This is a genomic window from Telluria sp. B2 (assembly GCF_051789535.1).
Classification (GTDB): Bacteria; Pseudomonadota; Gammaproteobacteria; order Burkholderiales; family Burkholderiaceae_D; genus Telluria.
In genome coordinates, this window is the sequence record NZ_CP196525.1 from 5,325,893 (window position 1) to 5,348,870 (window position 22,978).

A 22,978-nucleotide genomic window follows, 5' to 3' on the forward strand; every position below is an offset into this window, starting at 1 on the left:
TTCTTAACGGGAGGTGGTAGTCAGCAGCATGGCGTCGCCATAGCTGAAGAAGCGGTATTCGCTGGCGATCGCATGGGCGTAGGCCTTGCGGATCTCCTCATAGCCGGCAAAGGCCGACACCAGCATCATGAGCGTCGACTTCGGCAGATGGAAGTTGGTAATCAGGCGCGTCACCGTCTTGAAGCGGTATCCCGGGGTGATGAACAGCGCCGTGTCGTTGCTGCCGGCCACCAGCTCGCCGGACTGGGACGCCGATTCCAGCGCGCGCAGGGAAGTGGTGCCGACGGCCACCACGTCACGGCCGGCCGCCCTGGCGGCGCGCACCGCGTCCACCGTCTCCTGCGAGATGGTGTACCACTCGGAGTGCATCTTGTGTTCGGACAGGTCTTCCACGCGCACCGGCTGGAAGGTGCCGGCGCCCACGTGCAGGGTGACGTAGGCAAGCCTGACGCCTTTTGCCTGCAACTTGTCGAGCAGCGGCTGGTCGAAGTGCAGGCCGGCGGTCGGCGCGGCGACGGCGCCCGGCTCCTTCGAGTACACGGTCTGGTAGCGCTGCTCGTCGAATTCGTCGGCGGTGTGCTCGATGTAGGGCGGCAGCGGCAGGCGGCCGTGGGCCTCGATCAGGTCGAACACGTCGCCTTCGAAGGCGAGGGTGAAGAACTCGCCGGCACGCTCGCCGACGGTCACGTAGAAGGCGTCGGCCAGGCGGATGCGGTTGCCGGGCTTTGGCGACTTGGAAGCGCGGACCTGGGCCAGCACCGTGCGGTTGTCCAGCACGCGTTCGACCAGGACTTCGACCTGGCCGCCGGTTTCCTTGACACCGAAAAAGCGCGCCTTGAGCACGCGCGTGTTGTTCATCACGAGCAGATCGCCCGGCTGCAGCTGGTCGACGATGTCGGCGAAACGGCGGTCGGTGATGCGGTCGCCGTCGAGCTGCAGCAGGCGCGAAGCGCTGCGGTCCGGCAGCGGAACCTGCGCGATGCGCTCGGGCGGCAAATCAAAATCGAAATCGGAAAGCGAGTACATTCTGGTCAATTCTGGGAAAATGGGGGCTGGCAGCTTTACAATAGAGGCTGCAGCGCGTGCGGCGAACCCTCTATTTTACGCTGATGCACGCCAACCTGCCGCGTTTATGCCCGCTTCCAAGACCACATCCGCTCCCAAAACCACAGAAAGCAAGCTCGCCAGGCTCGGCCTGCGCAGCGACATGGACCTGGTCCTGCACCTGCCCATGCGCTACGAGGACGAGACCAAGATCGTGCCGATCCGCGAGGCCTGCCTGCGCGGCGGGCATGTGTCGCAGATCGAGGGCGTGGTCACGAAAAACGAGATCGCCCTGAAACCGCGGCGCCAGCTCCTTGTGACGATCGCCGACGACAGCGGCGACATCCTGCTGCGCTTCATGAATTTCTACGGCAGCCAAGTCAAGCAACTGGCCGAGGGCGTGCGCGTGCGCGCCCGCACCGAGGTGAAGCATGGCTTCTTCGGCGCCGAGATGGTCCACCCCACCTATAAAGTGGTCAACGAGGGCGCGCCGCTGCCGACCTCGCTCACGCCGGTCTACCCTTCCGGCGAAGGCCTGTCGCAAAACATCCTGCGCCGCGCGATCGCCGACGCCATGCGCCGCGTCGACTGGGTCGACACCGTGCCGCCGAGCGTGCGCCGCAAGCTGGGCCTGATGGATTTCGAGCCGGCCGTGAAGCTGCTGCACTACCCGCCCAAGGACGCCGACGAGTACGCGCTGATGGACAAGTCGCATCCGGCCTGGACGCGCATGAAGTTCGACGAGCTGCTGGCCCAGCAACTCTCGCTGAAACGGGCCCAGCGCGCCCGCCGCGACAAGGGCGCGCCGACCCTGCGCGCGGTCGGCGAGCTGTCCGAGGCATTCCTGCGCGCCCTGCCCTTCCAGCTCACCAATGCCCAGCAGCGCGTGGTGAAGGAAATCCGCGCCGACCTGCGCGAAGGTTACCCGATGCAGCGCCTGCTGCAGGGCGACGTCGGCAGCGGCAAGACCGTCGTCGCCGCGCTCGCCGCGGCCCAGGCCATCGACAGCGGCTACCAGGCCGCGCTGATGGCGCCGACCGAGATCCTGGCCGAGCAGCATTTCAGGAAGATCGCCGCCTGGATGGAGCCGCTCGGCGTGAAGGTCGCATGGCTCACCGGCAGCCTGAAGAAGAAGGAAAAGACGGCGGCCGCCGAGATGGCCGAATCGGGCGAAGCCCATCTCGTGATCGGCACCCATGCGCTGATCCAGGACAGCGTTCAGTTCGCGAAACTGGGCCTGGTGCTGGTCGACGAGCAGCATCGCTTCGGCGTCGGCCAGCGCCTGACCCTGCGCAACAAGGGCAGCGACGGCCTGGTGCCGCACCAACTCATGATGTCGGCCACGCCGATCCCGCGCACGCTGGCGATGACCTATTACGCCGACCTGGAAGTGTCCGTCATCGACGAGCTGCCGCCCGGCCGCACGCCGATCGTCACGCGCGCCATCGACCAGAACCGCAGGGACGAGGTGATCGAGCGCGTGCACGCGGCGGCGCTCGAGGGCCGGCAGGTCTACTGGGTGTGTCCGCTGATCGAGGAATCCGAAGCGCTGCAGCTGCAGACGGCGACGGAGACCTACGAAACCCTGGCCGAGGCCCTGCCCGACCTGCAGGTCGGCCTGGTGCACGGACGCCTGAAACCCGCCGAGAAGCAGGTGATCATGGACGCCTTTGCCGCCGGCGAGGTGCACGTGCTGGTGGCGACCACCGTCATCGAGGTGGGCGTGGACGTGCCGAATGCCTCGCTGATGGTGATCGAGCACGCCGAGCGTTTCGGCTTGTCGCAGCTGCACCAGCTGCGCGGGCGCGTCGGCCGCGGCTCGGCGGCCAGCGTGTGCCTGCTGCTGTACCAGAGCCCGCTGGGCCAGGTGGCCAAGCAGCGCCTGATGACGATGCGCGAAACCACCGACGGCTTCGAGATCGCGCGGCGCGACCTGGAGATCCGCGGTCCCGGCGAATTCCTCGGTGCGCGCCAGTCGGGGCAGGCGATGCTGCGCTTTGCCGACCTGGAGACCGACCAGTGGCTGGTCGAGCATGCGCGCGACGTGGCGGCGGCCCTGCTGGAGGGCGAGAAGCCGGAGTACATCGCCATCGTGGATGCGCACCTGGCGCGCTGGCTGGGTGGGCGCGAGGAGTTCCTGAAGGTTTGAGGCAGCGGATCGGTTCCCGTACCGGCGGGTTCGAAAGCCCACCCTACGAGACTGCGTGCGCGATCTCTGATCAACCCCCGCACAGCGTGGACTCGGGAGTCCACCCTACGAACTTCGCGAACTTGTAGGGTGGGCACCTGTGCCCACGCGGTGCAATGTGAATACCGATTCCCGACCCGCGACGCGCCGGTGCCAGTTTCGTAGGGTGGGTTCCTGAACCCGCGGTACACATCATGCTTACCGATCAGCAGCCCGCGCTGCGCCGCTTACGGACGCATCCTTACGCACCGGTCGCGCCGGTGAACACCAACCGGTTCCCGAACGGATCCTTGATCGCCATCTCGCGGCTGCCCCAGGGCGTGTCGTCGACACCCGGCCGCGCATAACCATAATTCTTCGCCGCCAGCTGCGCCTGGTAGGCATCGACATCGTCGACCTCGATGCGCAGCGCGGCGCCGGGGCAGCAGTCGCCATGGTGTTCGCTCAGGTGCAGCACGCAGTCGCCGTGCGACACCTGCAGATAAAGAGGAAGGCCGGGCTCGAAGCGGTGCTCCCAGTCGACGGCGAAGCCGAGAAAATCCACATAGAATGCACGCGCCTTCGCCTCGTCGAAGATGCGCAGGATCGGAGTGACGGCGCCCAGCTTCATGGTGCGCTCCCGCTCAGTCGACGCGCGTCAGTTCGACGCCGTCGACCGTCATCTTCCACTTGTCGCCCTCGCGGTGCGGCGGCTTGCTGACGACGAAAGTCGAGCGCACGAAGCCCCAGCCGATGTCGAAGTTGTCGCCATCAAAACCCTGGAGGTCGACGCTCAGGTCCATGTTCTTGCCGGGCCGGTCGCGCTTGTACTTGATCTTGCCGTCCTTGGCCATCTGGATGCGCATGTCCTTGCCCTGCCAGTCGCCCACATAGGCCAGCTTGTCGGCCGGGACGGGAACAGGCGCGGCATGAGCCGCCAGCGGTAGCAGGCAGGCGGCGGCAAGGACGGCGGCGCGAAGGGAATGCATGAAGGCTCCAGAGCAGGTAGTAAGCCGCCCAGTATTTGGCGTTCTGAATTTCATGTCAACACGCATACGCCGGCGGCGTTGCGCCGCTGCTGCACATCTACACCGTGCGGTCGGCCTCGTACACGAGCCCGATCTGGCGCCGGATCTCGTCCATCACGCCCATCAGCGCCAGCGTCTCGTCCTGCGTCATGGCGGGGCTCTCCAGCAGGCCGGCCTGGAAGCAGCGCTGGGCCTCGATCGCTTCGTGCACATAGCCGTTGCCCAGATAAGGCGTGTCGACCGTGCGCGTGCTGCCGTCCTCGAGTGCCACCGTCACCGAGCGGGCGCGATGGAACATGGTGTTCATGCGCACGTGGCCGCGCGTACCCGAGACGGTCAGTTCGCCCGGCGTGCGCGCCAGGAAGGAGCAGCTGCACACCGACATGCCGCCGCCTTCGTGCCTGAGCGTGAAGCCGGTCTGGACGTCGACGCCGGTCGGCCCCATCTGCGCCTGGGCCTTGACCGCCGTGACCGGCCCGAGCAGGCTGGCCGCGATCGACAGCGGATAGATGCCCAGGTCGAGCAACGCGCCGCCGCCAAGTGCAGGGTTGAACACGCGGTGTTCGGGACCAAAGTTGGCGGTAAAACCGAAGTCGGCCACGACCTGGCTGACCTCGCCGATCTCGCCGGAGGCGATGATGCGCTTGACCTCCGCCAGCGCCGGCAGGTAGCGCGTCCACATCGCTTCCATCAGGAACAGGCCTTTGGCACGCGCCAGCGCCACGACCTCCTCGGCCTCGCGCCGGTTCATCGTGAACGCCTTTTCGACCAGCGCGCCCTTCCCCGCTCCCAGGACCAGCAGCGCATTGGCGGCGTGCTGGGGGTGGGGCGTGGCGATGTAGACCAGGTCGATGTCGCCGGCCGCGGCCAGCTCCTCGTAGGAAGGATAGGCGGCAGCGGCGCCGAATTCGGCGGCGAAGGCCTCGGCCTTGTCGCGGCTGCGCGAAGCGACCGCCGCCAGTTGCGCATCGGGCACGTCGCGCAGGGCGGTGGCAAAGGCGCGTGCGATCTTGCCGGTGCCGAGAATGCCCCAGCGAACCTGTTTGGTCATCATTCTTTTACTCTTTTCGGACGGAACACGCTTGTGTCGGCGTAGAAGGCGGCGTCCTGGTGCGGCCACCAGCCCGGCACGCCCAGCACCGGCAGGGGCGTGAAGCCGGAGGTGGTCAGTTCGCTGCCTGCCAGGTCGGCCGCCACCCGTTCGTCGATCCAGGCGCGCTGCCCATCCAGGGGCAGTTCGAAATAGGCGTCATCGGCGAACACCACGCGGGTATGCGCGGTGATCGCCTTGCGCGGTGCGACCAGCTTTTCCATCAGCGCGTGGCCGAACAACCACACGCGGGCGTCGCGGCCGAACATGGCGCGCTTCTCGAACAGGGCGGCGTCCCAGCAGTGGGCGCGCAGTTCGTCGACCAGCGCGCGGCCCGCGCTCGAGGCGCGCACCACCAGCAGGGCCGCGTTTTCGTCGAAGATGGTGGCGGCGTCGCGCGCCGGACCGCGCGACTGCCCTACTCCGCCGGCGGCCTCGATCTGCGCCGCCTGCAGGGCATTCAACTGGCGCTTGATGAGCGGGAAGGTCTGCCACACCAGGCCGTTGAAGAAGTCGTGCAGGTTGTCGCGCGTGGGCACGCCGCCGGTGGCGCTGATGAAGGCCTCGTAGGCCGTCCCCTCGGGCAGCGATTCCTGCGGCACGAAGGTGATGGGTAGATCACGGTGGTTGCGCAGGGCGAGGCTGGCAGCGTTGCGGTTGAAGGCGCCGATGAACGCGTCGCCCTCGAATTGCATGCGCTCGAAGGCGGGACGCACCGCGTCATACCAGGGGCGGGACCAGTCGATCTGCGCAAGCATCGGCCAGCCTTAGACCATCTTCCAGTGGATCTGCTCGCCGGCGTTCAGCGGCACCAGGCGGGCGCTCCCCATCGGCACGGTCTCGGGCAGGGTCCAGGTTTCGCGCGTGAGGGTGATCGTGCCTTCGTTGCGCGGCAGGCCGTAGAAGGCCGGGCCGTTGAAGCTGGCAAATGCTTCCAGTTTGTCGAGCGCGCCGGCGTCGGCAAAGGCTTGGGTGTACAGCTCCATCGCGTGCAGCGCGGTGTAGCAGCCGGCGCAGCCGCAGCTCGATTCCTTGGCGTTGATGGCGTGCGGGGCCGAGTCGGTGCCGAGGAAGAAGCGTTCGTCGCCGCTGGTGGCGGCCGTCACCAGCGCCAGGCGGTGTTCTTCGCGCTTCAGGACCGGCAGGCAGTAGTAATGCGGGCGGATGCCGCCGCGGAAGATCTCGTTGCGGTTGTACAGCAGGTGGTGCGCGGTGATGGTCGCCGCGATCGGGCCTTCGGCCTCGGCCACATACTGGGCCGCGTCCTTGGTGGTGATGTGCTCGAACACGATGTTCAGGGCCGGCAGATCGCGGCGCAGCGGGCGCATCACGCGCTCGATGAAGACGGCCTCGCGGTCGAACAGGTCGATGTCGTTGTCGGTCACTTCGCCGTGCACCAGCAGCGGCATGCCGACTTCCTGCATCACTTCCAGGGTCTTGTAGCACTTTTTCAGGTCGGTGACGCCGGCCGCCGAATTGGTGGTGGCGCCTGCCGGGTAGAGCTTCACGGCGTGGATGAAGCCGGTGTCCTGGGCGCGCCGGATCTCGTCCGGATCGGTGTTGTCGGTCAGGTACAGGGTCATCAGCGGTTCGAACTGCATTCCTTCCGGCAGCGCGGCCAGGATGCGGTCGCGGTAGGCGGCGGCATCTAGAGCGGTGGTGACCGGGGGTTTCAGGTTCGGCATCACGATCGCGCGCGCGAACTGCTGGGCGGTATGCGGCAGCACGCTGGCCAGCGCCGCGCCGTCGCGCAGGTGCAGGTGCCAATCGTCGGGGCGGGTGATGGTGATGGATTGCGGGGTCTCGATGGTGGACATGGCGGCTCTCGAATTGCGGACGGCGTCATTTTACCCGCATAGGGAATGCGCAGCGCGCCCTGCTCCACGCTTGCGCATTCCCGTCCGTTCAATCCCGCCTGACGCCGCGGCGCCGGCCCGGGTTTCTTGCATCATTGGCATCCCGGGCCACTGCCTTACTTCGCGCCGCCCTCCAGCTTCAATGCCCTGGCAATGTCCTCCCAGGCCACGGCCTTGAAGTTCTGCGGCCCGTCCGGCAGGCGCTTGAAGCCGTCCTGCACCACCAGCATGCCGCGCGCATACGGACCGCCGAGATTGGCCGACGTCACTTCCAGGCCATCGGTTTCGGATGCCCCGTCGATGCCGCCTTCCGCATCGATACCGATGCGGAAGGCGCCGCGTACGGCGAACGGCGGCGCCGCATCGAGCACCACGTAGCTGTTGTTGCCCTGGCTCGACACCACCAGGTAGCTCCGCTCGGCGCCATGGTAGATGCCCATGCCTTCGACGTCCGCATGCAGCACCGCGCCCACCGGCAGCACCATCTTCAGCGTCGCCGGCTGGTCGGCGCGGGCCGAGGTCACCCACAGGCCGCGCTTTTCCTCGCCGACGAACAGCAGGCCGCTGCGGTCGTCGGCGACGCAGCCTTCGGGCTGGGTCGCGACGCGGAAGCGGCGCGCCAGGCTGGCCCCGAAACGTCCGCCGCTGCGCGTGATGCGATAGTGCTCGTAGCGTCCGTCCTTGTCGTTGACAAAGGCATCCAGGCCGCCCTCGGGAGTGCGCAGCACGCAGGTGCCGTAGATGTCCTTCAATCCGGTCGGCAGGCGCGCCGCTTCGGCCAGCACGCCTTGCGCGTCGATGGTGAACAGCACCATCGCATTTTCGTCGCGCTGGGTGGCCAGCGCCAGGTCGAAGCGTTCGTCGCCGAAGCGCAGGTCCTGGCGCAGGTCGACGTTGTTCAGGCGGCCCGCTTCCAGCAACTGCGTCTGGCGGCCCTGCAGGTCGTACACCAGCAAGCCCTGCTTCTTGTTGGTGCCCAGGATGCGCGAGCGGCCCGGATCGCCCGGATGGACCCAGATCGCCGGATCGTCGGCGGCGTCGCCCAGGCGTGCGACCGGTGCGGTCTGCATGCGCGGCAGCACGACCGGCAGTTGCGCCGGAGGTGCGCTGCCGGCTTTCCACGCCAGCGCCGGCGCCTGCCAGCCCTTGCCGGTCCGGACCATCAGGCGCGCCGACGACGGCTCGAGCGCGAGCAGCTGTTTCACGCCCAGCGCCCGGGCCGGCAGCGCCTGCCACTTCGCACCGTCGCGGCGCCAGGCGTGCAGCGCCCCCTTGTCGTCGAGCGCGGCCACGCCGCCCGGCAGCACGGCAAGCGCGCCGATCTCGCCATCGAGCTTGCCGAGCGGGGCCCGCAGCCCCACCGCGGCACGCGCCGACGGGCCTTCGGCTTCGGCGCCATACGCCCACAGCCCGAACCCCTCCTCCGCGACGAACAGGGTGGCATGCGCGTCGTCGACGCGGCACAGTTCGACCGCGGTCGGCAGCGCCAGGCGGCGCACCATCCGGTAGCCGCCGTCCAGCAGCCACTGCTGCGCCTGGCCATCCTTGCCGACGACGAATACGTGGTCGAGGTTCTGGACATCGCGGTACATGCAGGCGGCCTCGATGCCGAAGCCGGCTTCCGGCAGGGGCGGCAGCGCGGTCAGTGCGCCCTGGCGCAGGTCGACGCGCACCGGCTGCACGCGCTCGGCGTTGGAATCGATCACCACGGCCAGCGCGCCGCCCTCGCTCAGGCGCAGGTCGAGCTGCTCGGCGCGCATGGCCAGGCTGGCGCGCTCGCGGCCATCGGCGCCGACCAGGCGCAGGGCGTGCTTGTCCAGGGCCAGCCAGGCGCCGCCGGGCAGCGCGGCCAGTTGTTCGGCATCGGCCACGAGGGCCGGTACGGCAGGGGCAGTGAGGGAGGCCGGCGCGGCCAGCGCCGCCGGGGATGCCGGCGCGGCCGGCACGCCAGCGTGCACTGCTGCCAGCAAAGCAAGGAAAAGAGATTTTTTCATCAGAAGATGCTCGCTTTCAGGCCGATCCTGTAGGTGCGGCCATATTGTTCGTATTGCGCGTTGCGCGCCTTGTCGCCCTGGTAGACGTAGTACTTCTCGTTGTTCAGGTTGCTGGCGTCGAAGGTCAGCTGCCAGCGCTTGTCCAGCTTCCACGACATCGAGAAGTCCAGCTGCTTCTGGCTGTCGACGTAGCGGTCCTGGCCGGCGTCGAGCACGTCCTCGCCCAGTTCCAGCAGATAGGGTGACTTGTAGTTCAGCGCCAGGCGCGCGCTGAACGGGCCGGCTTCGTAGCCGACCATCGCGTTGCCGGTGCGCCTGGATTGCCCCGGCATGCGGATGCTGCGCGCGGCGCGGATGCCGCCTCCGGCCGCGCTATCGATGCTGGCGCGCGACTGGGTGAGGCTGCCGTTGATGCCGACCAGCAGGCCGTTCCAGGGCGCCGGCAGCATCCGCAGCGGCTGTTGCCAGGCCAGCTCGATGCCGCGCACCCGGGCCTTGCCGCCGTTGGCGTACGAGACCGCGCTGGAATAATCGGCCCAGGCGCCGCTGCCGGCCAGGTTGGTGGCGTAGGTGAAGTCGCGGATCTCCTTGTTGAACACATAGGCCGACACCACGCCCTCCCTGCCGATGACGCGCTCGAGACCAAAGTCCAGGTTGTGCGAACGCAGCGGCGCCAGCTCCGGGTTGCCGATGGTGGCTTCGTCCTCGCCGTCCAGGCTGATGCCCGGCGCCAGCTGGCTGAAGTTGGCGCGCACCACCGAGTTGCTCCACGCGGCGCGCAGGCTGGTGGCCCTGTCGATGTCGTAGCGCAGGTGCATGCCCGGCAGCCAGTTGGTGTAGGAGCGGCTGGCCGAACGCGGCGTGATCTCGTCTTCCGACACCTGCGAACCCAGGGCCCGGAAGCGCGTGCGCTCGGCACGCACGCCGGCCAGCAGCGACCAGGCGCCGCGGCGCAGGCTGGCCTGCAGGTAGGCGGCATCGATGTCTTCCGCCATGGCGAAATCGTCCAGCGCGGACTCGTCGGCCACGCGCGCCGGATCGCGGGCCAGGCCGGCCAGGCGCGCACGCACCAGGGCGGGATCGATCGCATAACCGATGCTGCCCAGCTTGTAGTCCAGCTGGCGGGGGCCGACGAAGGCGCTCATCGAGGTCGGACCGGCGCCGAAGTAGTCGCCGTCTTCCGGGTCGTCGCTGCCGTACTCCCATGCATCGGTGTCGTTGTCCTTGTCGCGCCGCGTCGCCTTGGCGCCGAACTTGACGGCAGCACCCCAGTCGCCCAGCTCGAAGTCGCGTTGCAGGTCCAGGCGCAACTGGCGGGTGGTGTCGCTGGCGTGGCTGCGTTCCAGCGCCAGCGTGTGCAGCCCGTAGCTGGCCGGATCGAACACGGCGGCCGGCGCGACCAGGCGCGGCTTGCGGCCATTCGTGAAGCCGATCCCCTCGAAGTCGTCCTCGCCGCGAAAACGCGCATCGCTGATCGCATCCGGCGTGTCGTCGGTGGCGCGGCTGTGCGCCGCCTCCAGATGCAGTCGCCAGGCATTCCCGAATCGGTGGTCGAGCGACCCGGTGAGCGAACGGATCTCCTGCGTGTACTTGCGCTGGCGCAGGCGGCGCTCGACGCGCGCGCTGTCGGTGTCGCCCTCGGCGACGTCGTCGCCGTCAAAGTTGCTCACGGTGAGACGGTCGCGCACCTCGTCGTCCGAGAAGCGGCTGACGAAGCCGCGCAGGGCGACGCTGGTCGCCGCGTCCGGACGGTAGTCGAGGTTCACGGCGGCGGCGCGGCGCTCGCGCTGGGGCAGGTAGTCGCGCAGCTCGAAACCGGACAGGCGCCGGCCATCCCAGGCGCCGCCGGTTTCGACGTTGTCGGAGCCGAACTTGCGCTTTTCGCCCGACACCCCGGCCGCGACGCCGAGTTTCCCATCCAGGAAGCGCTGGGCCCAGAGCAGGTTGGCGCTCGGGCTGTTCTGGCCGGTGTTGCTGTCGCGGCTGACGGCCGTGCCGGCGCTGAGCAGGCTGCCCGGGAGGTCAAAGGCGGACAGGGTCTTGACCTCGACGCTGCCGCCCAGCGAGTTCGCATCCTGGTCCGGCGTGAGCGACTTCGACACTTCCAGCGAGCGCACCAGGCCCGCCGGCAGCACGTCGAGCGCCACCGCACGGCGCGTCGCTTCCGGCGAGGGCACCAGCGCGCCGTTGATGGTCACGCTGTTGTAGTCGGCGTCCAGGCCGCGCACCACGACGTAGCGGCCTTCGCCCTGGTCGCGCTGGACCGACACGCCGGGCACCCGCGCCAGCGCTTCGGCGGCGTTCTTGTCGGGCAGGTGGCCGATGTCGTCGCTGCTGACGACGCTGACGATATGGTCGGCCTGTTCCTGGACGGCGATGGCGCGCGCGAGGCTGGCGCGCTGTCCGGTAACGATCACGCTCGCCGGTTCGGCGGCATGGACGCCGGCGGCGGCCAGCAGGCTGGCGGTCACGGCGGGTAGGGCTAGATGGCGCATGGGAGCACAGGGTTGGTTGATGTGGGGCGGATTGTCGTGGGCGAATGTGACGTATCGGTGACCGCTTCCGGTGCCGGCCCGGCCGCAAGCCTTGTAGCGGCGTCGAATGAGCCGAATTGACCCGGCCTCGCCGGGGAACCGCGCGCAAAGCCGGTGCGGCAGGCACGCTGGCGCACGCTGAGGTGAGCCGTTTGGACCCCGGGCCGGGATGCAACGGCTTGTCATCCTGTCATCCTGCGGTCACATGCCTGCGCTATGTTCGGCGATCCGTCTCCTGCCATCGGTTCCTATGCACGCCCTGATCCGCCCTGCCCTCCTGGTCGCCAGCCTGGTTGGCGCCTGTACCTTGCTGTTCGCCGCAACCGGACAAGCCATTCCGGTCGCCCAGTGGAACTGGATGGATATCGCCGGCGAGGGCGGCACCGCCCTGCTGGCGGCCCTGTGGTGCCAGCTCGTCCTGAGCAGCCGGCCGGACGGCCGCGTCACGCGCCTGCTGGCGGGCGGCCTGGCCTGCATCATGCTGGGTTCCTGGGCCGATTGCCTGGACGAGATGATCGATATCGAGCGCGGCGTCCTGTGGGATAACGCGCTGGAATCCCTGCTGCCGCTCGGGATGCTGGTCCTGACCGCAGGACTGGTGTACTGGCGCCATGAGCAGGCCACACTGTCCGACCACATGCGCAAGCGCGAGCGGCTGTTCCGCAGCCATCGCCCTTTCGACGGCATCACCCAGTTGGCCGATGCCGCCTACCTGCGCCAGCAGCTCGCCCTGGAAGCCCGCCGCGAGGACAAGGCCGGCTGCGCGCTGGTGCTGTTCGATATCGATGCCTTCCACCGGATCAACCGCGAGCATGGCCATGCCGAGGGCGACCGCGTACTGCAGGCGGTGGCGCACATGCTCCTGCTGAACCTGCGCAACGAGGACCTGCTGTGCCGCTATGCCGGCGACCGCTTCGCCGTGCTGATGCCGGGCGTCGCCGAGCCCGAGGCGCACGACGCCGCCCGCCACCTGTGCCGCATGGTGTCGGCGATGCGCCACCATGCGGCGGGCGAACGGGTAGCGCTGACGCTGCGTTACGGCTGCGCCCCCGCGCGCGGCGCGCCGGATGCGCTGCTGGCCACCCTGTGCCGCCAGATGGACGCGGTGTGATCGCCTGGCAGCCGGCAGGGGAACCGTCGATCCCGGCGCGCCAGCAGCCGGCGCTGGCGCTCGAATACGGCCGCTCGCGCGAAGCGAGCGATGCCGACCTGCTGCGCAATACCGGCCTGGTTGCGGGCCTCGACGCCGACCAGCTGATCTCCCCTGCCCAGTACCTGCAGCAACTGGCCAATACGCTGCGCATCCTGGACAGCCCGGAAACCAGTTTCATGCTGGGCCAGATGCTGCTGCCGGGCCACGATGGCGCGGCCAGCCATGCGCTGGTGCAGGCGCCGAACCTGCGCGTGCTGCTCCAGACCCTGTGCCGCTTCCACGCGCACCTGACACCGCTGCTGCGCCCACGTTTCGAAACCTGGGGTGAAGTCGCGCTGCTGTACTGGGTCGACGCCTATGGCGCGCCCGGCCTGCGTCCGGCCCTGGTCGAGATGTACATGACTGCCGTGGTTGCGCTGTGCCGCTGGCTGGGCGGAGAACGCCTGCCGTGGCGCTTCTGCTTCAACCGCGGCGCCCCGCGCCACCTCGAGCAGCACCAGGTCCATCTCGGCGCCGAGCTGCGTTTCGGTTGCCAGCTCGACGCCATGCTGCTCCCCGCGTCCTGGCTCGACCGGCCGTGGCCGCGCGCCAGCGAGCTGGCTTCGCGCCTTGCCCGGCAGGCTGCCGAACAGGAAGCACGGCGCGCCCCCGGGCTGCTCGCCGCGCTCTACGATTACCTGCTCGCGCATGTGCGCGCGGGGCCGACGCTGGAGCGCACCGCGAGCGACTTCGGCGTCAGTCCGGCGACCTTCAAGCGTCAGCTGCTGCGCCACCACACCCATTTCCAGGCCGAGCTCGACCAGGTACGCACCCATATGGCGCTGTGGCTGTTCCAGGTCGAGCGCGCCGACAACGAGGAAGTGGCGCGCTACCTGGGCTTTCATGATGCCGCCAACTTCCGGCGCTCGTTCAAGCGCTGGACCGGGCTGACGCCGGCGCCGATCCGCGCCGCGCTGGACGGAGAGCTGAGCTGGTTCGCCGGGCTGCAGGGCCTGTCCGCCAGTGCATGAACGCATGCAGCACGCATACGGCCCGGCCGGCGGCGCCATTCAATGGATGATCTTCGCCAGGAACTCGCGGGCGCGCTCGGATTTGGGCGACGTGAAGAAGGCGTCCTTCGGGGTGTCCTCGACAATGCGGCCGTGGTCCATGAAGACGATGCGGTCGGCGACTTTCCGCGCAAAGCCCATCTCGTGGGTCACCACCATCATGGTCATGCCGTCCTGGGCAAGATTCACCATCACGTCCAGGACTTCGCCGATCATCTCGGGGTCGAGGGCGGAGGTGGGTTCGTCGAACAGCATCGCCACCGGGTCCATTGCCAGCGCGCGGGCGATGGCGACGCGCTGCTGCTGGCCGCCCGAGAGCTGGTTCGGGTACTTGTCCTGGTGCGCCAGCAGGCCGACGCGGTCGAGGTAGGCCAGGCCGCGTTCGACCGCTTCCGCCTTGCTGCGGCCGAGCACCTTGACCTGGGCCAGCGTCAGGTTCTCGCGCACCGACAGGTGGGGAAAGAGCTCGAAGTTCTGGAACACCATGCCGATCTTCGCGCGCAGTTTCGGCAGGTCGGTCTTGCGGTCGGTGACGAGCACGCCGTCGACGCGGATCGCGCCCTGCTGGACGGGCTCGAGGCCGTTGACGGTCTTGATCAGGGTCGACTTGCCCGAGCCCGAGGGGCCGCACACGACCACCACGTCGCCGCGCGCCACATGCGTGCTGCATTCGGCAAGCACCTGGAAGTCGCCATACCACTTGCTGACCTTGTCTATTTCAATCATGTTTACCAATCGTTTCAAGCCCTTGGGCGTGCTTGACAGCACCAACAGTGCCTAGGATACTGCGGAACTTGCCAAGATAATCAGAACGAATCCCGTTCGCACGCAGAACTACCCCATTTTGCCCCAGCCCCGGCGGTACCAGGACCAAGAATCCCGGCGCAGCAGGACAGAACGCAGGTCGACCACAGGACGCACATGAACAATCGAAACCGCCTCACCACTTACATCCTGATCGGCCTCGTGCTCGGCGTCGTCGTCGGCTACGTTGCCAATACCACCATGGACGACGCGAAAGGCTTCGCCGACACGCTGGCGCTGGTGACGACCATGTTCCTCCGCCTGATCAAGATGATCATCGCGCCGCTGGTGTTCTCGACCCTGGTGGTCGGCATCGCCAAGATGGGCGACGCCAAGGAAGTCGGCCGCATCGGCATCAAGGCGCTGGGCTGGTTCGTGATCGCCTCGGTCATCTCGCTGTCGCTGGGCCTGGTCCTGGTGAACCTGTTCCGTCCGGGCGACGCGATGCACCTGGCCGGCATGGCGCCGCCGATGGATGCGAAAACCGACATCGTCACCACCGGCCTGACGCTCAAGGAATTCATCACCCACCTGATCCCGTCCTCGATCGTCGACGGCATGGCCAAGAACGAGATCCTGCAGATCGTCGTGTTCTCGGTCTTCTTCGGCACCGCCGCCGCCGCGGTCGGCGCCCGCGCCACGCCGCTGATCGACGCCGTCGACGGCATCGCCCACATCATGCTGAAGGTCACCGGCTACGTGATGAACTTCGCGCCGATCGCCGTGTTCGCGGCGGTGGCCGGCATCGTCGCCAAGAGCGGCCTGGGCGTGCTGTCCACCTACGGCATCTTCATGGCCGAGTTCTACCTCGGCATCATCCTGCTGTGGGTGGTGCTGATCCTGATCGGCATGGCCTTCCTCGGCCCGCGCGTGCTGCGCCTGATCTCGGAACTGAAGGAACCGACCATCCTCGCCTTCTCGACCGCTTCCTCGGAAGCGGCCTTCCCGAAAACCCTGGAAGGCCTGGAGCGCTTCGGCGTCAAGAACCGCCTGGCCGCCTTCGTGCTGCCGATCGGTTATTCGTTCAACCTGGACGGCTCGATGATGTACTGTACCTTCGCCGCCGTGTTCATCGCCCAGGCCTACGGCATCGAACTGCCGCTGACGACCCAGATCATGATGATGCTGGTGCTGATGCTGACCTCGAAAGGCATGGCCGGCGTGCCGCGCGCCTCGCTGGTGGTGATCGCCGCGACCCTGGCCCAGTTCAACATCCCGGAAGCGGGCCTGCTGCTCCTGCTGGGCATCGACCACTTCCTCGACATGGCCCGCTCGGCCACCAACGTGATCGGCAACGGCATCGCCACCGCCGTGGTGGCGAAGTGGGAAGGCGACCTCGAGAAGCCTGTCCCGCACAAGGACGTCGCGACGTCGCCGCTGCGCTAGTCCCGCATCGAATACTACCGAGGCCTTCCAGCAATGGGAGGCCTTTTTTTATAAAAACGAGATGGAGGAGAACACATGAAACAGCTGGTCGCGGCAGGTTTGCTGCTTTCCCTGAACGGCGCCCACGCCGCCACCCAGACGGTCGATTGCGGCCGCCTGCTCGACGTCAAGAGCGGCGCCTGGCGCGAGCGCGTCAGCATCGTGATCGAGGACGGCACCATCAAGTCGGTCGGACCGATGACACGGGGAGCGGATCACATCGACCTGTCCACGAAATCCTGCCTGCCGGGCCTGATCGACATGCACGTGCACCTCACCAGCGAAACCCAGCCCGTGGTCGATTCCTACCGCGACCGCCTGACCGCCGACCCGGCCGACCTCGCCTTCCGCTCCGTGAAGTACGCCGAGCGCACCCTGCTGGCCGGCTTCACGACCGTGCGCGACCTCGGCGCCCAGGATGGGCTGAACGTGTCGCTGAAACGCGCGATCGCGGCCGGCGCGATTCCCGGCCCGCGCATGTTCACCGCCGGTAAATCGATCGCTACAACGGGCGGCCACGCCGATCCGACCAACAACCTGTCGCACTTCCTGAGCGAGAAGGTCGGCACCCCGGGTCCGGAGGAAGGCGTGATCGACAGCCCGGAAGAAGGCCGCCAGGCCGTGCGCCAGCGCTACAAGGAAGGCGCCGACCTGATCAAGATCACCGCCACCGGCGGCGTGCTGAGCCAGGCTGCCAGCGGCCAGAACTCGCAGTACACCGAGGACGAGCTGAAAGCCATCGTCAGCACCGCCAAGGACTACGGTTTCCGCGTCGCCGCCCACGCCCACGGCGCCGAAGGCATGAAGCGCGCCCTGCGCGCCGGCGTCGACTCGATCGAGCACGGCACCCTGATGGACGACGAGACCGTGGCCCTGTTCAAGAAGACCGGCCACTGGTACGTGCCGACCATCTCGGCCGGCCGCTATGTCGCCGACAAGGCCAAGGACCCGAACTATTATTCGGCCCTGGTGCGTCCAAAAGCGGCGGCGATCGGCCCGCAGCTGCAGGCGACGTTTGCTCGTGCTTATAAAGCCGGCGTGAAGATCGCCTTCGGCACCGATGCCGGCGTGTTCCCGCACGGCGAGAACGCGAAGGAATTCGGCTACATGGTCGAAGCCGGCATGACGCCGATCGACGCGATCCGCGCGGCCACCGTTCACGCCGCCATCCTGCTCGACCAGCCGCAACGCCTGGGGATGATCGCGCCGGGCTACGCGGCCGACATCGTCGCCGTGGACGGCGACCCGCTGCGCGACGTGAAACTGCTCGAGCAAATCCAGTTTGTGATGAAAGAAGGCGTCGTCTACAAGAAGCTGTAATCGGCTTCGGGACGCCACGTTTAAGGAGAAGTAGCATGCTGTTCCAGAAAACCGCCCGCTCGGCCGCCGCGCTGTTCGGGTTCCTGTTCTGTGTTGCCATCGCGGCCCAGGCCCAGACGTCGGTCGCCAACAAGCCGAATGTCACCATCCTCGCCACCGGCGGCACCATTGCCGGCACCGGCGCAACCAGCACCACGACCGTCGGCTACACCGCTGCCACGGTCGGCGTGCAGGCGCTGATCGCGGCGGTTCCGGAAATCACCAAGGTCGCCAACGTCACCGGCGAGCAGGTGTTCCAGATCGCCAGCGAGAACATGGGCAACGAGCACTGGCTGGCGCTGGCCAAGCGCGTCAACACCCTGCTGGCGCAGCAGAACGTGGACGGCATCGTGATCACGCACGGCACCGACACGCTGGAAGAGACGGCTTACTTCCTGAACCTGGTCGTCAAGAGCAGGAAGCCGGTGGTGGTGGTGGGTTCGATGCGCCCGTCCACCGCCCTGTCGGCCGACGGCCCGATCAACCTGTACAACGCGGTGGTGCTGGCCGGCTCGAAGGAAGCTGTCGGGCATGGCGTGCTGGTCGCGATGAACGACCAGATCCAGGCCGCGCGCGACGTCACCAAGACCAACACCACCACGGCCGACACCTTCAAGGCGAGCGACCTGGGCATGCTGGGCTATATCCAGGGCGGCAAGCCCTATTTCTATCGCCAGCCGACGCGCAAGCACACGGTGGAGACCGAGTTCGACGTGATGAATCTGTCGACCCTGCCGCAGGTGGAAGTGGCGTATGCGCACGCGAACGTGGGTCCGGTGGCGGTCGAGGCACTGGTGGCTGCGGGCGCGAAGGGCCTGGTGCATGCAGGCGTGGGCAATGGCTCGCTGCCGGCCAAGGTGCGTCCGGCATTGTCCGCCGCGCGCAAGAAGGGCGTGGTCATCGTGCGTTCGAGCCGCGTCGGCCAGGGCATCGTGGCGAGGAATGGCGAGGCGAATGACGATGAGCTGGACTTCGTGGCGGGAGATAACCTGTCGCCGCAGAAGGCGCGCATCCTGCTGATGCTGGCGCTGACCAAGACGAACAATACCCGCGATATCCAGCGGATGTTCGGCACGTATTGATCGGTGTGTTGGCGGATCGGCGTACAGCCGGTTCGCATCGGTAGTGGCGCTGTTGCGTGATCTGTTCGTGGTGGGTTGAATCCGCGTGGGCTCGAGAGCCCACCCTACGGTCACCGCCAACAGCGAGTTCATACGAAACCCGGATACGCAGCGTGTCCCGTAGGGTGGGCACTCGTGCCCACGCGGATCATGCGAACCGATAGCGGCCCACGCAACAGCGCCACGTCCTCCCGCACGGGACCTACTTCACTCCCTGCAACTCCAACGGCGGCGACGCCAACTCCTCATCCGGCCGCGCCAACTGGCGCTCCCACATCTGCGCATACAAACCGCGCGCCGCCAGCAAACTCTGGTGCGTGCCGCGCTCCACGATCTTCCCGTGGTCGAGCACGATGATCTGCTGCGCATCCGCGATCGTCGATAGCCTGTGCGCAATCACCAGCGTGGTGCGATTGCGGGCAATCTCCTTCAACTGCCCCTGGATCGCCTGTTCCGACTTCGAGTCCAGCGCCGAGGTCGCCTCGTCGAAGATGAGGATCGCCGGATTTTTCAACAAGGTGCGCGCAATCGCCACCCGTTGCTTCTCGCCGCCCGACAGCTTCAGGCCGCGTTCGCCGACCATGGTCGCGTAGCCATCCGGCAGGCTTTCGATGAAGTCGTGGATCGAGGCTGCGCGCGCCGCCGCCACGATGTCCTCGCAGCTTGCGCCCGGCCGGCCATAGGCGATGTTGTACTCGATGGTGTCGTTGAACAGCACCGTGTCCTGGGGCACGATGCCGATGTGGGCGCGCAACGATTCCTGGGTCACGCTGCGGATGTCCTGGCCGTCGATGCTGATCGATCCCTTGTTCACGTCATAGAAACGGAACAGCAGGCGCGACAGGGTCGACTTGCCCGAGCCGCTGTGGCCGACCACGGCTGTGGTGGTCCCGGCGGGAATCGCGAAGTCGACGTCGAACAGGATCTGGCGCTTGGCCTCGTAGCTGAACTCGACATGCGAGAACTCGACGCGCGCGCCTTTCGTCACCAGCGGCTTCGCACCCGGTGAGTCGGCCACCTCGCGGTTCTGGTCGAGCAGGCCGAACAGGCGCTCCATGTCGGCCAGCGCCTGCTTGATCTCGCGGTAGATCACGCCCAGGAAGTTCAGCGGAATGTACAGCTGGATCATGAACGAGTTCACCAGCACCAGGTCGCCCAGGGTCATGGTGCCGGCGATCACGCCCTCCGTCGCGCGCCACAGGATCAGGGTGACGGCGGTGGCGATGATCAAGGACTGCCCGGTGTTCAGCACCGACAGCGAGGTCTGCGAGCGTACCGCCGCGTTCTCGTAGTGCTGCAGGCCCTGGTCGTAGCGCTTGGCTTCGTAGTCCTCGTTGCCGAAGTATTTCACCGTTTCATAGTTCAGCAGCGAGTCGATGGCCTTGGTGTTGGCTTTCGAGTCGAGCTCGTTCATCGTGCGGCGGAAGTGGGTGCGCCATTCGGTCACCACCACCGTGAAGGTGATGTAGGTGACGAGCGCGCCGGCCGTGATGAGGGAGAACCAGATGTCGTAGTTGAGCACCAGGTAGCCGAGCACCAGCGTGATCTCGACGAGGGTCGGCAGCACGTTGAACAGCGAGTAGGAGATGAGCGAATTCACGCCGCGCGTGCCGCGCTCGATATCGCGCGTCATGCCGCCGGTCTGGCGGTTCAAGTGAAAACGCAGCGACAGCGCATGCAGGTGGCGGAACACCTTCAGGGCAATGGTGCGCACCGCGCGCTGGGTGACGCGGGCGAACAGGAATTCGCGCAGTTCGGTGAAGACCGTGGTCGACAGGCGCAGCAGGCCGTAGGCGATCAGCGCGCCGACCGGCAGCACCAGCAAAGCCTGCGGGTGCGCGGGGTCGATGGCGAGCTGGTCGATCAGTTGTTTCAGGACCAGCGGCACGCCGACGTTGGCCATCTTGGCGCCGATCAGGGCGCCGAGCGCGGCAATCACGCGCCATTTGTAGACCCAGAGGTAGGGAAACAGCGTGCGCAGCGTGGCCCAGTCGGTGCGCTGCCGGTCCTTGTTATCGGGCGGCGGGAGGGAACTGGTGGAGGAGCGTCGCATGGCAGGGGTCCGGGATTTATGGTTCAATTCGGGACGATTGTAGCTTTTCACGGAAAAACAAGATGACCACGCCAGAAAACGATGCCGCCCCGACCAACCGCCTGCCTGAAGGGAAGATCCCCCAGCTGCGCGTGATGCCGGGGCCGCCGGACGCCAACGTCTACGGAGACGTCTTCGGCGGCTGGATCATGGCCCAGGTCGACATCGCCGGCTCGCTGCCGGCCACCCGCCGCGCGAATGGCCGCGTGGCCACCATCGCGGTCAACTCCTTCCTGTTCAAGAACCCGGTGTTCGTGGGCGACCTGCTGTCGTTCTACGCCGATATCGTCAAGGTTGGCAACACCTCCATCACGGTCTACGTCGAGGTCTATGCCGAGCGCAACCGCCTGCAGTCGAACATCGTCAAGGTGACCGAGGCGACCCTGACCTATGTCGCCACCGGCCCGGACCGCAAGCCGCGCCAGCTGCCGCCGCTGGAATCGCTGATCTCGCACCAGCAGTAAGGCGCAGCAGTCAGCCCCAACCATGCATGAGGCGCGTCGGACCTTCCTGCTCGACGCGGCGCGCCTCGCCGCTGCGGCTGGAACCGGGCTCGGTTTCACTGCCAGCGCCAGTGCTGCCGGTCCTTCCTATCCGTTCTCTCTCGGGGTCGCTTCCGGTTCGCCGCAGCCCAACGCGGTGATCCTGTGGACGCGCATCCTGCCCGATCCGCTGAACGAGGCGTCGGCGCCGCCGCTCGCCCTGACCGTGCGCTGGGAAGTGGCAGAGGACGAAGCTTTCCGCAAGATCGCCGCGAAAGGCAGCGCCACCGCCTCCCCTGCCTTGGCCCACAGCGTGCACGTCGATGCGACCGGCCTGAAGCCTGATCGCTGGTACTGGTACCGCTTCATGCTGGGCGACGCCGTCAGCCCGGTCGGCCGCACGCGCACCGCGCCCGCGATCGACGTCATGCCGGCCCGGCTCAGGCTGGCGGTCGCCTCCTGCCAGCACTGGGAATTCGGCCACTATGCGGCGCACCGCCACATTGCCGCCGCCGCGCCCGACCTGGTCGCCTTCCTTGGCGACTACATCTATGAATGGGGCCCCTACCAGCTGCGCCATCCGCCGCGCGCGGTGCGCTCGCACGAGTCGTTCACGCTGGCGGACTACCGCGCCCGCTATGCGCAGTACAAGAGCGACCCGGATTTGCAGGCCGCGCACCTCGCCGCGCCCTGGATCGTGACCTGGGACGACCACGAGGTCGCCAACGATTATGCGCGCGACGTCGACGAGCAGCTGGCGCCGGATTTCGCAGCGCGCCGCGCTAGCGCCTACCAGGCCTTCTACGAACACATGCCGCTGCGCCTGCCGGCGCCGCGCAGCTTTGGCGCGCTGCGCATGTTCCAGCGCTATGACTGGGGCCGGCTGGCGCGCTTTCACCTGCTCGACGATCGCCAGTATCGCTCGCCGCTGGCCTGCTCGAAGCCCGGTCGCGGCGGCTCGAACGTGGTGCTGGCGCGCGCCTGCGCCGAGCTGCGCGATCCCGCACGCACGATGCTGGGGCTGGAACAGGAAGCCTGGCTGGCGCAGGGTTTATCGTCCTCGCGGGCGCGCTGGAACATCCTGGCCCAGCAGACCCTGATGGCGCAGTCGAGCGGCGTGCCGGTGCGCTCGCCGGATGACGGCCGCTTCTGGACCGATGGCTGGGACGGCTACCCGGCGGCGCGCCGGCGCCTGCTCGACACCCTGGCGAAAAGCCGCGCCCGCAATCCGCTGGTGCTGTCGGGCGACGTCCACACCTTCTATGCGGCCGAACTGCGGCGCGATTTTGCGCGGCCGGTGTCGAAAGCGAACCCGGTCGTTGCGGCCGAACTCTGCGGCACCTCGGTTACCTCGAGCTCGCGTCCACAGGCGCGCACCCAGGAGAACGTGGAACGCAATCCGCACATCCTGTACGGGCGCAGCGACCGGCGCGGCTACATGCTGCTCGATGTCACGCCGGCCGCAACCCAAGCGCGCTTCATGGCGCTCGACGATGTGCGCGATGCGCAGACGCGCCAGTCGGTACTGGCCGCGTTCGCCGTGCAGGACGGCAGGCCGCGCATCGTCCGCGGCTGAATGCATAGGAGACCTCGACCGTAGGGTGGGCACTCCGTGCCCACGCGTTACGTGCTTGTCCGTAGTCCGTGGCCGCCGCTGTCCGCTCGATGCGCTAACCATCATGGAAACGCTGGCACGACGCATTTGTCGCTGCCGGCGATATGCGCCATTCGCGACAAATCAGCCACCGACGCTGATCACGCTTTCGCGTGGGCACGGAGT

18 protein-coding genes are annotated in these 22,978 nt (G+C 67.4%); 8 read left to right on the forward strand and 10 right to left on the reverse strand.

What is annotated here, in order from left to right; all coding sequences use genetic code 11:
* Positions 1–3 precede the first annotated feature (3 nt).
* On the reverse strand, positions 4–1,026 hold the full coding sequence (queA, locus tag ACSUZJ_RS23520; RefSeq protein ID WP_499412076.1) for a tRNA preQ1(34) S-adenosylmethionine ribosyltransferase-isomerase QueA: 1,023 nt from the start codon (positions 1,024–1,026) through the stop codon (positions 4–6).
* Between the two features lie 106 nt (positions 1,027–1,132).
* Here queA and recG point away from each other — a divergent pair, with 106 nt between their 5' ends.
* Positions 1,133–3,193 carry an ATP-dependent DNA helicase RecG gene (gene recG, locus ACSUZJ_RS23525; protein ID WP_499412077.1) on the forward strand — a complete coding sequence of 687 codons (2,061 nt, stop codon included), beginning with the start codon at positions 1,133–1,135 and terminating at the stop codon, positions 3,191–3,193.
* 280 nt (positions 3,194–3,473) lie between these two features.
* On the opposite strand, the gene ACSUZJ_RS23530 is transcribed toward recG, so the two are convergent.
* The 7 genes from ACSUZJ_RS23530 to ACSUZJ_RS23560 form a co-directional block, all read right to left on the reverse strand.
* Positions 3,474–3,842 (reverse strand): glyoxalase superfamily protein, encoded by a 369-nt coding sequence (locus ACSUZJ_RS23530; RefSeq protein ID WP_499412079.1) that lies wholly within the window; start codon positions 3,840–3,842, stop codon positions 3,474–3,476.
* A gap of 13 nt (positions 3,843–3,855) precedes the next feature.
* Entirely contained in the window at positions 3,856–4,200 is a 345-nt protein-coding gene (locus ACSUZJ_RS23535; protein ID WP_499412080.1) for a hypothetical protein, read from the reverse strand.
* A 97-nt stretch (positions 4,201–4,297) separates the two neighbouring features.
* Positions 4,298–5,290, reverse strand: coding sequence for a Gfo/Idh/MocA family protein (locus ACSUZJ_RS23540; RefSeq protein WP_499416651.1), 993 nt, complete (start codon positions 5,288–5,290; stop codon positions 4,298–4,300).
* Positions 5,290–6,087 carry a DUF3025 domain-containing protein gene (locus tag ACSUZJ_RS23545; protein ID WP_499412081.1) on the reverse strand — a complete coding sequence of 266 codons (798 nt, stop codon included), beginning with the start codon at positions 6,085–6,087 and terminating at the stop codon, positions 5,290–5,292. The genes ACSUZJ_RS23540 and ACSUZJ_RS23545 overlap by 1 nt, the downstream gene beginning before the upstream one ends.
* Positions 6,088–6,096: 9 nt before the next feature.
* The gene (gene pyrC / locus ACSUZJ_RS23550; RefSeq protein WP_499412082.1) at positions 6,097–7,146 is read right to left on the reverse strand and encodes a dihydroorotase; all 1,050 of its coding nucleotides are present in this window, start codon (positions 7,144–7,146) and stop codon (positions 6,097–6,099) included.
* Positions 7,147–7,301: 155 nt separating this feature from the next.
* A complete protein-coding gene (locus tag ACSUZJ_RS23555; protein WP_499412084.1) occupies positions 7,302–9,179 on the reverse strand; it encodes a phytase in 1,878 nt (625 codons plus the stop codon).
* Positions 9,179–11,674, reverse strand: coding sequence for a TonB-dependent receptor (locus ACSUZJ_RS23560; protein ID WP_499412085.1), 2,496 nt, complete (start codon positions 11,672–11,674; stop codon positions 9,179–9,181). Before ACSUZJ_RS23560 ends, ACSUZJ_RS23555 begins: the two co-directional genes overlap by 1 nt.
* 289 nt (positions 11,675–11,963) lie before the next feature.
* On the opposite strand from ACSUZJ_RS23560, the gene ACSUZJ_RS23565 reads away from it, so the two are divergent.
* On the forward strand, positions 11,964–12,824 hold the full coding sequence (locus ACSUZJ_RS23565) for a GGDEF domain-containing protein (RefSeq protein WP_499412086.1): 861 nt from the start codon (positions 11,964–11,966) through the stop codon (positions 12,822–12,824).
* The gene (locus tag ACSUZJ_RS23570; protein WP_499412087.1) at positions 12,821–13,876 is read left to right on the forward strand and encodes an AraC family transcriptional regulator; all 1,056 of its coding nucleotides are present in this window, start codon (positions 12,821–12,823) and stop codon (positions 13,874–13,876) included. Before ACSUZJ_RS23565 ends, ACSUZJ_RS23570 begins: the two co-directional genes overlap by 4 nt.
* Before the next feature lie 39 nt (positions 13,877–13,915).
* Here the strand turns inward: ACSUZJ_RS23570 and ACSUZJ_RS23575 are convergent, their stop codons facing one another.
* Entirely contained in the window at positions 13,916–14,641 is a 726-nt protein-coding gene (locus tag ACSUZJ_RS23575) for an amino acid ABC transporter ATP-binding protein (RefSeq protein WP_499412089.1), read from the reverse strand.
* A gap of 195 nt (positions 14,642–14,836) precedes the next feature.
* Here ACSUZJ_RS23575 and ACSUZJ_RS23580 point away from each other — a divergent pair, with 195 nt between their 5' ends.
* From ACSUZJ_RS23580 to ACSUZJ_RS23590, 3 genes are all read left to right on the forward strand, one after another.
* Positions 14,837–16,105, forward strand: a complete 1,269-nt coding sequence (locus ACSUZJ_RS23580) for a dicarboxylate/amino acid:cation symporter (RefSeq protein WP_499412091.1) — start codon at positions 14,837–14,839, stop codon at positions 16,103–16,105.
* A gap of 75 nt (positions 16,106–16,180) precedes the next feature.
* Positions 16,181–17,464 carry a metal-dependent hydrolase family protein gene (locus tag ACSUZJ_RS23585; protein ID WP_499412093.1) on the forward strand — a complete coding sequence of 428 codons (1,284 nt, stop codon included), beginning with the start codon at positions 16,181–16,183 and terminating at the stop codon, positions 17,462–17,464.
* Positions 17,465–17,499: 35 nt separating this feature from the next.
* Entirely contained in the window at positions 17,500–18,585 is a 1,086-nt protein-coding gene (locus tag ACSUZJ_RS23590) for a type II asparaginase (protein WP_499412094.1), read from the forward strand.
* A gap of 241 nt (positions 18,586–18,826) precedes the next feature.
* Here ACSUZJ_RS23590 and ACSUZJ_RS23595 read toward each other — a convergent pair whose 3' ends face one another.
* Entirely contained in the window at positions 18,827–20,677 is a 1,851-nt protein-coding gene (locus ACSUZJ_RS23595; protein ID WP_499412095.1) for an ABCB family ABC transporter ATP-binding protein/permease, read from the reverse strand.
* 62 nt (positions 20,678–20,739) lie between these two features.
* Between ACSUZJ_RS23595 and ACSUZJ_RS23600 the strand changes: the two genes are divergently transcribed.
* Together ACSUZJ_RS23600 and ACSUZJ_RS23605 are read left to right on the forward strand one after the other, a co-directional pair.
* Positions 20,740–21,180, forward strand: coding sequence for an acyl-CoA thioesterase (locus tag ACSUZJ_RS23600; protein WP_499412097.1), 441 nt, complete (start codon positions 20,740–20,742; stop codon positions 21,178–21,180).
* Between the two features lie 22 nt (positions 21,181–21,202).
* A complete protein-coding gene (locus ACSUZJ_RS23605) occupies positions 21,203–22,774 on the forward strand; it encodes an alkaline phosphatase D family protein (protein ID WP_499412098.1) in 1,572 nt (523 codons plus the stop codon).
* Positions 22,775–22,978 lie beyond the last annotated feature (204 nt).

Excerpts from the sequence above, each read along its gene's own strand:
- recG (WP_499412077.1), top strand. The coding sequence starts at position 1,133 with ATGCCCGCTTCCAAGACCACATCCGCTCCCAAAACCACAGAAAGCAAG.
- ACSUZJ_RS23560 (WP_499412085.1), bottom strand. The coding sequence starts at position 11,674 with ATGCGCCATCTAGCCCTACCCGCCGTGACCGCCAGCCTGCTGGCCGCC.
- ACSUZJ_RS23575 (WP_499412089.1), bottom strand. The coding sequence starts at position 14,641 with ATGATTGAAATAGACAAGGTCAGCAAGTGGTATGGCGACTTCCAGGTG.
- ACSUZJ_RS23555 (WP_499412084.1), bottom strand. The coding sequence starts at position 9,179 with ATGAAAAAATCTCTTTTCCTTGCTTTGCTGGCAGCAGTGCACGCTGGC.
- ACSUZJ_RS23605 (WP_499412098.1), top strand. The coding sequence starts at position 21,203 with ATGCATGAGGCGCGTCGGACCTTCCTGCTCGACGCGGCGCGCCTCGCC.
- ACSUZJ_RS23585 (WP_499412093.1), top strand. The coding sequence starts at position 16,181 with ATGAAACAGCTGGTCGCGGCAGGTTTGCTGCTTTCCCTGAACGGCGCC.
- ACSUZJ_RS23540 (WP_499416651.1), bottom strand. The coding sequence starts at position 5,290 with ATGACCAAACAGGTTCGCTGGGGCATTCTCGGCACCGGCAAGATCGCA.
- ACSUZJ_RS23530 (WP_499412079.1), bottom strand. The coding sequence starts at position 3,842 with ATGAAGCTGGGCGCCGTCACTCCGATCCTGCGCATCTTCGACGAGGCG.
- ACSUZJ_RS23595 (WP_499412095.1), bottom strand. The coding sequence starts at position 20,677 with ATGCGACGCTCCTCCACCAGTTCCCTCCCGCCGCCCGATAACAAGGAC.
- ACSUZJ_RS23545 (WP_499412081.1), bottom strand. The coding sequence starts at position 6,087 with ATGCTTGCGCAGATCGACTGGTCCCGCCCCTGGTATGACGCGGTGCGT.
- ACSUZJ_RS23600 (WP_499412097.1), top strand. The coding sequence starts at position 20,740 with ATGACCACGCCAGAAAACGATGCCGCCCCGACCAACCGCCTGCCTGAA.
- ACSUZJ_RS23535 (WP_499412080.1), bottom strand. The coding sequence starts at position 4,200 with ATGCATTCCCTTCGCGCCGCCGTCCTTGCCGCCGCCTGCCTGCTACCG.
- pyrC (WP_499412082.1), bottom strand. The coding sequence starts at position 7,146 with ATGTCCACCATCGAGACCCCGCAATCCATCACCATCACCCGCCCCGAC.
- ACSUZJ_RS23590 (WP_499412094.1), top strand. The coding sequence starts at position 17,500 with ATGCTGTTCCAGAAAACCGCCCGCTCGGCCGCCGCGCTGTTCGGGTTC.
- queA (WP_499412076.1), bottom strand. The coding sequence starts at position 1,026 with ATGTACTCGCTTTCCGATTTCGATTTTGATTTGCCGCCCGAGCGCATC.
- ACSUZJ_RS23565 (WP_499412086.1), top strand. The coding sequence starts at position 11,964 with ATGCACGCCCTGATCCGCCCTGCCCTCCTGGTCGCCAGCCTGGTTGGC.
- ACSUZJ_RS23580 (WP_499412091.1), top strand. The coding sequence starts at position 14,837 with ATGAACAATCGAAACCGCCTCACCACTTACATCCTGATCGGCCTCGTG.